Below are 9,552 nucleotides of genomic sequence, written 5' to 3'. Positions count from 1 at the left end.
CGCTTCGCGCCCCTTTCCGACCGGTCCGACGCCTCGGCAAGGCCGCTCCTACAGGGGGATTGTGCTTGGCCATCCGGCTCAATTCGGTCGCTGCAAGGTCTTCTGCTTGAGGATGTAGAGGCTGACCAGCACCGCGCTGGTCAGCATGAACACCCGTGCCCAGAACAACGGCACCAGGTAGCAGGACAGCCCGATGCTGGCCCACATCAGGCCGATCGCATAGACCTTGCCCCGCAGCGGAATCCCCTCGCCGCTGAGGTAGTCACGGATCCACGGCCCGAGTTGCGGATGATTCACCAACCAGTGGTGAAAGCGCGGCGAGCTTCGGGCGAAGCAGGCCGCCGCCAGCAGCAGGAACGGGGTGGTGGGCAAGACCGGCAGGAAGATCCCGGCCACCCCCAGCGCGACGCTGAGCCAGCCGATGGCCAGCAGCAGGTAGCGCACCACCGCGATCAGTGGTGACGTGGCTTGAGCAGGGCAGGTTTTTCTTCCGGCGCGTGCAGCAGCAGGAACAGCGCGCTGAGTGCCTCGGGAATCTGCACGATCATGTCGTCCTGCAGGTTGGCGTTGCTGGCGATGTCGGCGAACTCCGGCTGCTCGTCGAACAAGCCCGAGCCGACCATGATCGGCAGCAGCATCTCGCTGACTTCTTCCTCGGCGTTCTCGAACCAGGCCTCTTCACGCAGGAACACGCCTTCCATGAAGCCGATGCACCAGCCACGCAGGTCGGAGTCGTCCGGCTCGTCGGTCAGGTCCAGCTCGCAAGGCAGGTCGAATTCCTCGTCGCTGGCCAGCTGGCGGGCGATGTGGCCCTTGAGGGCGACCAGGGTGGCCTCGATCTCGGTGCGCTGGGCATCGCTGGCGTAATGGGGTTCTTCGGCGAACAGCGCGTCGATCCATTCGCGTTCGGGTACTTCCTCCGAGCAGATCGACAGCGCGGTCAGGTAGCCGTGGGCGGCGACGTAGTCCAGCGCTTCTTCGTGCAGCTCATCGGCGTCGAGGAAGGCTTGCAGGCGGGTCAGTTGCTCGGCGAAGGACATTACAGGGCTACCTTGGGGGAATAAACGATAGTGGATTCTAGCACCTTGCGGCAGCCGAGGGGCAAAGGGAACGTCTGTCACCGGGGCATGCCGGGGGAGGGGCAGTCGGGTATACTCTGCGGTTTTTCGTGCCCGGTGGCGTTTTGCGGCCATCCGGCAAAAACCGCTTACGCATTCGATGTGTGCGCGGCGGATTTATCGTCCAGCCTGAGTCCAGGATGGTACGGCGATTTTGGAGTGGCAAATGCTCGAACAGGCTCAGCGCGTCCTCAAGGATGTCTTCGGTTACGACAGTTTCCGCGGGCGCCAGGCAGCGATCATCGAATGCGTGGCAGGTGGCGGCGACGCCCTGGTGCTGATGCCCACCGGCGGCGGCAAGTCGTTGTGCTTCCAGGTGCCGGGGTTGTTGCGTCCGGGCCTGACGGTGGTGGTGTCGCCGCTGATCGCGCTGATGGACGATCAGGTCGCCACCCTCGACGAGCTAGGGGTGGCCGCCGCCGCGCTGAACTCCACCCTCAGCGCCGAGCAGCAGCGCGAGCTGGCCGGTCGCCTGCGCCGTGGTGAAGTGAAGATGCTCTACCTGGCCCCCGAGCGCCTGGTGCAACCGCGCATGCTGGAGTTCCTGCGCGACCTGGACATCGCCCTGTTCGCCATCGACGAGGCCCACTGCGTGTCGCAATGGGGCCACGACTTCCGCCCGGAATACCTGCAGTTGGGTCAGCTCGCCGAGCTGTTCCCCCACGTGCCGCGCATCGCCCTGACCGCCACCGCCGACATGCGTACCCGCGAGGAGATCGTCCAGCGCCTGCACCTGCAGTGTGCCGAGCGCTTCCTGTCGAGCTTCGACCGACCGAACATCTTCTACCGCATCGTGCCCAAGGAGTCGCCGCGCAAGCAGTTGATGGCCTTCCTCGGCGAGCGCCGCGGCAACGCTGGCATCGTCTATTGCCTGTCGCGCAAGAAGGTCGACGAGACCGCAGCGTTCCTCTGCGACCAGGGCTTCCCGGCACTGCCGTACCACGCAGGCCTGGCCGCCGAGACCCGCGCCGCCAACCAGCACCGTTTCCTCAACGAGGAAGGGCTGATCATGGTCGCCACCATCGCCTTCGGCATGGGCATCGACAAACCCAACGTGCGCTTCGTCGCCCACCTCGACCTGCCCAAGTCGCTCGAGGCCTATTACCAGGAGACCGGCCGCGCCGGCCGCGACGGCCTGCCCTCGGACGCCTGGATGGCCTACGGCCTGCAGGACATGGTGATGCTCAAGCAGATGCTGCAGAACTCCGAGGGCGACGAGCGTCACAAGCGCATCGAGCAGCACAAGCTCGACGCCATGCTGGCGCTGTGTGAGGAAACCCGCTGCCGCCGCCAGTCGCTGCTGGCGTACTTCGACGAGGTACTCGAGCAACCCTGCGGCCACTGCGACAACTGTGTCGACCAGGTGCAGACCTGGGACGCCACCGAGCCCGCGCGCCAGGCGCTGTCGACGGTGTTCCGCACCGGCCAGCGCTACGGCGTCGGTCACCTGGTCGACGTGCTGCTGGGCAAGGACACCGAGAAAGTGCGCAATTTCGGCCACGAGAAGCTGTCGGTGTTCGGCGTCGGCAAGGCGCTGGCCGAGGCCGAGTGGCGCTCGCTGTTCCGCCAGTTGGTGGCTCGTGGGCTGGTGGACATCGATCTGGAGGGCTATGGCGGCCTGCGCCTGTCCGACAGCTGCCGACCGCTGTTACGCGGCGAGGTGAACCTGCAGCTGCGCCGTGATCTCAAGCCGCAGACGGTGGCCAAGTCGTCCGGCGGCAGTGGTGGCAGCCCGGCGAGCCAGCTGGTGCGGGCCGAGGAGCGCGAGCTGTGGGAAGCGCTGCGCACCCTGCGGCGCAAGTTGGCCGAGGAGCACAGCGTACCGCCCTACGTCATCTTCCCCGACTCCACCCTGCTGGAGATGCTGCGCAGCATGCCCACCAGCCTCAGCGACATGGCCCAGGTCAGTGGCGTCGGCGCGCGCAAGCTGGAGCGCTACGGCCAGGCTTTCCTCGAAGTGCTCAATGGCGCCGGTGGCACCGAGGAGGCGCCGAAGGTGGTGCTCGACCTGCGCCACGAACTGGTCAGCCTGGCCCGCGCCGGCATGACCCCGGCGCAGATCGCCGGGCAGTTGAACTGCAGCGAGAAGAACGTCTATGGCCTGCTGGCCGAGGCCATCGGCCGCCAGGAACTGAGCCTGGAGCAGGCGCTGGACCTGCCGGAAGAGCTGATGATGGAGGTGCAGGATGCCTTCCTCGACGGTGAGGGCGAGCTGCCTGCGGTGTCCACCGTGGCGCCGCTGTTTGGCCAGCGAGTGCCCGAAGGTGTGCTGCACTGCGTGCGCGCGGCACTGGCGGTGGAGTTCGAACTCTGAGCGCTGGCATTTGCGCCAATTGCTGATCTTTGTCATACGCTTACATCGATATCAGTCATTTCGGCAGCGCTGAGCCTTGCCTGATCGCTCGGGGCATGATTAGCTGACTAATAATTAGTTCTATTCATTGAGTTGCTTATGCCCTTGACTGACAACCAACACCGTTTCGGCATGCAGCTGGCCCAGATGTCCCGGGGTTGGCGTGCCGAACTGGATCGCCGCCTGGCCGGGCTCAATCTCTCGCAAGCGCGCTGGCTGGTGCTGTTGCACCTGGCGCGATTCGACGAGGCGCCGACCCAGCGCGAGCTGGCCCAGAGCGTGGGCGTCGAAGGTCCGACGCTGGCCCGCCTGCTGGACAGTCTGGAAAGCCAGGGCCTGGTGCGTCGCCAGGCGGTGATGGAAGATCGCCGCGCCAAGAAGATCCTGCTGTGCCCGCCGGCCAAGCCGTTGATCGAGCAGATCGAGACCATTGCCAACGCCTTGCGGGTCGAGTTGTTCACCGGCATCGACGAGGCCGACATGGAAGTGTGCATGCGGGTGCATGCGAAGATCCTGGGTAATCTCGAGAAGTCCTGACCGCAGCTGCAAGCTTCAAGCTGCAAGCTTCAAGAAAAAGCGGATCGGTTTATCTACGCGGTCCGCTTTTTCTTGCAGCTTGCAGCTTAGAAGGTATGCCCCAGGTTCAGGTAAACCGCCTTCTCATGGGCATCGTTGGCCCCATAGCTCAGGTTCAGCGGCCCCAGCGGCGTCTCCAGCCCCAGGAATATGCTCGCGGCGTTGATGTAGCCGCTGTCGAACTCATTGTCGTTGTTCCATGCCCGTCCGCGTTCCAGCGACCCGCCCAGGTACAGCGGGAAGTCCAGCGGCAGGTAGGCCCGTGGCGTCAGGCGCCGGTAGTAGACCATGCGCAGCAGGCTCATGTTCTGCCCGGAAATCGAGTCCTGGCGGAAGCCCGACAGTTGCCGGGCACCGCCGAATACGAAGCTGGAAGTGACCACTTCGGCCTCATCCAGGGTGCGCCCGTAGCGTCCGCCCAGCACCAGGGTGTTCGGCCCGCTGCTGAAGGCCTTGTCCAGATTCAACAGCCACTGTCGGTAGTTTTCGTCCGAGTCCAGCGACTTGTCGTACTTGCGCACGGTCAGGCCGATCTCTTCGCCACTGTGGGGGAAGTAGACGTTGTCGAAGGTGTCGAAGGAATACTTCAGCTCGTAGAACCCCTCGTTGAAGCTGACCTTGGGCAGGTCCTGGTCGCCGATGCGCACCTCGGCGTTGCCCCAGGCCTTGCCCACGCCCAGGCGTACCTCGCCGTAGGTGCCGATCTGCCGCCCGACGTTGAGGCCGAAGCCATAGCGCTCCAGGCGGTACTCGGCGACCGGGTCGTTGTCCAGGGTGGCCTCGACGTTCTGCGAGCCCAGGGCCAGGTAGGGGGCGATGAAGTAGCGTGAGCCCACGTCCAGTGGCTGGTAGAACTCGCTGTACAGTTCCTGCTCGTCACCGATCTGCGCGCGGGTCAGCCATTCCGCGCCGAGCCGGTTGATGCCGTTGACCCGGTAGCTGGCACCCAGGTTGAAGGCACTGTCACCACGCAGATCATCGGACAGGTTCAGGCCCAGGCGCAGATAGTCGGTGCCGCCACGCCGGCCACGGGCGTTGATGACCAGGGTGTGCTCATCGCCTTTGTGCGTCACGCGATATTGCACCTGGTCGAAGTAGTCCAATCCGTACAGCGTCCCCATGTCGGTCTGCAGGCGGTCGAGGTCCAGTGGTTCGCCGATCGGCTGGCGGACGTAGTAGCGGATCACATCGTCGCTGACCTTGGAGTCGTTCTCCACCTTGATGGCGGTAATGATCGGCGTGCGCAGCTTTGGCGAACGTGCCACCGCCAGGTTGCTGTCGCCCTCGGCCTGGCGGAGCGACGCCAGCCGTGGATCCAGGGCGCGGGTGGCGCGGTAGCCTGCGTCGATCATGTCCTGGGCACGGCCGAAGTCGGTGACGCCGAAGCTGGCCAGCGGCGGTTGCACCAGGATGTCCTCGCGGCGCAGCGTGGCCAACTGCTCCTCGGAATTGCGTCGGGTCATCAGGGTGATCGACTGGTTGAGCACATCGACCACCGTGGCCAGTTGTTTGCGGTTGCGCAGCGGCGTACCGATGTCGACGACGATGGCCAGGTCCACGCCCATCTCGCGCACCACGTCCACCGGGATGTTGTCGGTCATGCCGCCATCGACCAACAGGCGTCCACCGAGCTCGACGGGAGCGAACACCGCGGGTATCGACATGCTGGCGCGGATCACCTGGGGCAGATGGCCGCGGCTGAAGACCACTTTCTCGCCCGTGGTGATGTCGGTGGCCACGGCCCGGAACGGAATCGGCAGCTTGTCGAAGTCGCGGATGTCGGCGGTGTGGGCCAGCTTGCTTTCCAGCAGCAAGGCCAGATTCTGGCCCTGGATCACGCCCAGCGGCAGGCCAAGGCTGCCGTCGTCGCGAAAGCTCAGCTTCTGCTTGACCAGAAAGTCACGGTCATCCTGCTTGCGCCTGAACGGCACATCCTTGCGCGGCGGGGCGTCGGACAGGGCCTGTTGCCAGTCCAGCGTGGTGGCGAGCTTCTCCAGTTCGGCGATGCTGTAGCCGGAGGCGTACAGCCCGCCGACCACCGCGCCCATGCTGGTGCCGGCGATGGCGTCGATACGCACGCCTTGCTCCTCCAGCGCCTTGAGCACACCGATATGGGCCAGGCCGCGGGCGGCCCCACCGGACAGTACCAGGCCGATCTTTGGCCGGGATGCCTCGGCGGCAAGCACGCCGAAGGAAGTGAGCGTCAGCAAAAGGCAGAACAGCAGGCGGCGCATCGTGAGTCTCAAACCTGAGGGTAAAGACCGGTAGTATAAGCGGCCCCTTACCTGGAGTTGCGCGACATGGCCGACAGCAAACCGCGAATTGTCATTACATATTGCACGCAGTGCCAGTGGCTGCTGCGCGCGGCCTGGCTGGCCCAGGAGCTGCTCAGCACCTTCGCCGACGACCTCGGCCAGGTGGCACTGGAGCCTGGCACCGGTGGCGTCTTTCGCATCACCTGCGATGGCGTGCAGCTCTGGGAGCGCAAGGCCGACGGTGGTTTCCCCGAGGCCAAGGTGCTCAAGCAGCGTGTGCGCGACCAGATCGATCCGCAGCGCGACCTGGGGCACAACGATCGTTGATCAGGCGCCTTCGGCCGCTGTCGGCCTTGCCGGCTGCTCGGCGGCCATGCGGCTGGACAGCGCGATGGCGAAGATGATCAACGCGCCACCGGCGAGCATGCGCAGGGTCGGTTGCTCGGCGAACACGACCCAGGCCACGGCAATGCCATAGACCGGTTCCAGGGTGAACACCATCGCCGCGGTTCGCGCCTTGATCACCGCCAGGCTGGCGACGAACAGGCTATGGGCGATGCCGGTGCAGAAAATGCCGAGCAGGGCGATCCACAGCCAGTCCATCGGCGCCACGGCGGCCAGGCCCGGCGCGGCGAGGGGCAGCAGGCAGACGGTCACCACCAGGTTCTGCCACAGCGCCGCCTGCACCGCCGGCAGGCGCCCGGAGCCGGCGCGGTTGGTCAGTGACAGCAGCGAGAACAGCAACCCCGACAGCAGCGCCCAGAGCAGCCCGCCAGTGGCATTGCTGGCCAGGTTGAACTCTGGTGTCACCAGAACCAGGCCGATGCTCACCAGCAGCACCAGGATCGCTTCGTTGCGACGGATGCGCTCACGGAACAGCAGGCTTTCGAGGATCACCGTGAAGGCCGGAAAGCTGGCGAAACCGAGGGTGGCGATCGCCACGCCACCGACCTTGACCGCGATGAAGAAGCTCACCCAATGCCCGGCCAGCAGCAGGCCGCCGAGCAACAGGCGGCGCAGGTCCTGGCCATGCAGCGGTTGCCAGGCCTGGCGTGCGAGGCTGGCGAACAGGCCCAGCGCCAGCACCGCGAACGCGGCACGGCCGAAGACGATGATCGAGGGGCTGGCGCTGGCGGCCAGCTTGCCGAAGACGCCGGTCAGGCCGAAGAACAGCGCGCCGATGTGCAAGGCGCCGAGGGCGGTGCGGTGGTTCATGGTGGTCCTTTGCATTCGCAGGTGCCTGTGCCGGCCTCTTCGCGGGTAAACCCGCTCCCACAGATTTCGCGTTGGCCTGTGGGAGCGGGTTTACCCGCGAAAAGGACGGAGCAGGCAGAGAAGATCTTGGCGGTCAGTGTAAGAGCCTGGTCTGTGGGTGTCTGTCGCCCACCTCGCGTCAGTTGTCGCCAGACTCGCGCCGCAACGCCAGCGGCGTACAACCGAATGCCCGCAGCACCGCGGCGCTGAAGGCGCTCTGCGAGCCATACCCCACGCGCGCGGCGATCTCGCCCACCGGCAGCAGGCTCTCGCGCAGCAACTGCCGCGCCATCAGCAGCCGCCGCTGGCGGATGTAATCCATGGGGGTCATGCCGGTCTCGCCGACGAACCGGGCGTGCAAGCGCGCGCTGGAGAGTCCGGCCAGTCGCGCCAGGTCGGCCACCTGCAAGGGGTAGGCGGCGCATTGTTCGATATGGGCGTCGAAGGCGGCATAGGGCAACCGCCTGCTGGCCTGCACCGGGGCGCCGGCCCTGGCATTGAGGCTGGCCAGCAGCAGCACGGCACCTTGCCGGGCGATCAGCGGGTCGTCCACGGGGCTTGCGGCCAGCCAGTCCACCAATTGCTGCTGGCGACTGTCCAGGGCCAGCGCACCGGGGTGATCGAGCAGGCGGCGGCTGTCGTCGGCATGCTCGCCAAGGTGTTCGGCGAGCCAGGGCTCGCCTGGAATGTCCAGCACCAGGCAACGGCTGCCACCGGGGCTGCCGCAGGCGTGGTGGGCGCCGGCTGGCACCACCATCAAGTCCTGGCGGTCGACTTGTCCGCCACGGCCATCGACCTCGAAATCCAGGCGCCCGCCGAGGCCGAACACCAGCTGTGGGTGATCGTGGCTGTGGGCGATCAGGTCATGGCGGTAGCGGCGCAGCGACAGCAATGGGCCGGTGGTCATGGTGAGTCCTCGCGGGGCAGGGCAGCAGTGTACACCCTGCGCCGCGCGCGACGCCGGTTCAGGATGGTCATCGGACTGCCACCAACCTGTCACCTGCGCCTGCCAGTCTCCAGCAAACAGCGCCGGAGCCTGCTCATGACCCAAGCCGAACCTCTTCGCCCTTCGCGCAAGCAGCGGGTGCGCACCTTGTGGATCTCCGATGTGCACCTGGGCACCCGCGACTGTCAGGCCGAGCACCTGTCGCACTTTCTCAAGGGCCACCAGGCGGACCGCATCTATCTGGTCGGCGACATCATCGATGGCTGGAAACTGCGCGGCGGCATCTACTGGCCGCAGGCGCACACCAATGTCATCCGCCGCCTGTTGACCATGAGCAAGCGCGGCACCGAGGTGATCTACGTCACCGGCAACCATGACGAGTTCCTGCGTCGATACTCGAAACTGATCCTCGGCAACATCCACTTGGTCGACGAGGCCGAGCACCTGACCGCGGATGGCCGGCGCCTGCTGGTGATCCACGGTGACCAGTTCGACGTGATCACCCGCTATCACCGCTGGCTGGCTTTCCTGGGCGATCGCGCCTACGAGTTCACCCTGGTGCTCAACCGTTGGCTCAACCATTGGCGTGCGCGCTATGGCTACGGTTACTGGTCGCTGTCGGCGTACCTGAAGCACAAGGTCAAGGGCGCGGTGAATTTCATCAGCGACTTCGAGGACGCGATTGCCCACGAATGCACCCGGCGCGGCTTCCAGGGCGTGGTATGCGGGCACATTCACCATGCCGAGATCCGTCAGGTGGGCGAGGTGGAGTACCTCAACTGTGGCGACTGGGTGGAGTCATGCACGGCGCTGATCGAGCACTGGGACGGGCGGATCGAGCTATACCGGTTTGCCGATGCCCAGGCGCGCGAAGCCGCGTCGCGGCTGGCGGAGCTGGGCGAGCCGGCCTAGGTCGGCTTGCGCGCCTCTTCAGGTCATGCGCAGTCCTTGTAGGAGCGGCCTTGTGTCGCGAACGGGCTGCGCAGCAGCCCCGACCAACTTGAGACATACCCAAGATCCTGGGGCTGCTGCGCAGCCCTTTCGCGACAC

At 65.7% G+C, this 9,552-nt stretch carries 9 protein-coding genes; 4 read left to right on the top strand and 5 right to left on the bottom strand.

Features of this window, described 5'->3' with window-relative positions:
* Positions 1–78 precede the first annotated feature (78 nt).
* Together ACYUME_RS19025 and ACYUME_RS19020 are read right to left on the bottom strand one after the other, a co-directional pair.
* Complete coding sequence (locus ACYUME_RS19025; protein WP_460419395.1) at positions 79–456, bottom strand: YbaN family protein; 378 nt, start codon at positions 454–456, stop codon at positions 79–81.
* The gene (locus tag ACYUME_RS19020) at positions 453–1,040 is read right to left on the bottom strand and encodes a YecA/YgfB family protein (protein WP_134690972.1); all 588 of its coding nucleotides are present in this window, start codon (positions 1,038–1,040) and stop codon (positions 453–455) included. Before ACYUME_RS19020 ends, ACYUME_RS19025 begins: the two co-directional genes overlap by 4 nt.
* A 244-nt stretch (positions 1,041–1,284) precedes the next feature.
* Between ACYUME_RS19020 and recQ the strand changes: the two genes are divergently transcribed.
* Positions 1,285–3,432 (top strand): DNA helicase RecQ, encoded by a 2,148-nt coding sequence (recQ, locus tag ACYUME_RS19015; RefSeq protein WP_460416288.1) that lies wholly within the window; start codon positions 1,285–1,287, stop codon positions 3,430–3,432.
* Positions 3,433–3,570: 138 nt separating this feature from the next.
* Positions 3,571–4,008 (top strand): MarR family transcriptional regulator, encoded by a 438-nt coding sequence (locus ACYUME_RS19010; protein ID WP_217849147.1) that lies wholly within the window; start codon positions 3,571–3,573, stop codon positions 4,006–4,008.
* Positions 4,009–4,094: 86 nt separating this feature from the next.
* On the opposite strand, the gene ACYUME_RS19005 is transcribed toward ACYUME_RS19010, so the two are convergent.
* Entirely contained in the window at positions 4,095–6,281 is a 2,187-nt protein-coding gene (locus ACYUME_RS19005; protein ID WP_460416287.1) for a patatin-like phospholipase family protein, read from the bottom strand.
* Between the two features lie 66 nt (positions 6,282–6,347).
* Between ACYUME_RS19005 and ACYUME_RS19000 the strand changes: the two genes are divergently transcribed.
* Positions 6,348–6,629: an Rdx family protein gene (locus tag ACYUME_RS19000; protein ID WP_460416285.1), complete on the top strand. Its 282-nt coding sequence runs from the start codon at positions 6,348–6,350 to the stop codon at positions 6,627–6,629.
* Here ACYUME_RS19000 and ACYUME_RS18995 read toward each other — a convergent pair whose 3' ends face one another.
* Both ACYUME_RS18995 and ACYUME_RS18990 read right to left on the bottom strand, forming a co-directional pair.
* Positions 6,630–7,517: a DMT family transporter gene (locus ACYUME_RS18995; RefSeq protein ID WP_460416284.1), complete on the bottom strand. Its 888-nt coding sequence runs from the start codon at positions 7,515–7,517 to the stop codon at positions 6,630–6,632.
* Positions 7,518–7,695: 178 nt separating this feature from the next.
* Entirely contained in the window at positions 7,696–8,463 is a 768-nt protein-coding gene (locus ACYUME_RS18990) for a helix-turn-helix transcriptional regulator (protein ID WP_460416283.1), read from the bottom strand.
* 135 nt (positions 8,464–8,598) lie between these two features.
* On the opposite strand from ACYUME_RS18990, the gene ACYUME_RS18985 reads away from it, so the two are divergent.
* Positions 8,599–9,414 carry a UDP-2,3-diacylglucosamine diphosphatase gene (locus ACYUME_RS18985; protein ID WP_460416281.1) on the top strand — a complete coding sequence of 272 codons (816 nt, stop codon included), beginning with the start codon at positions 8,599–8,601 and terminating at the stop codon, positions 9,412–9,414.
* Positions 9,415–9,552: the final 138 nt, after the last annotated feature.

It is taken from the genome of Pseudomonas sp. microsymbiont 2 (assembly GCF_054788395.1).
The sequence above is the reverse complement of the archived record's forward strand: the minus strand, read 5'-3'. Positions and strand labels throughout refer to the sequence as shown.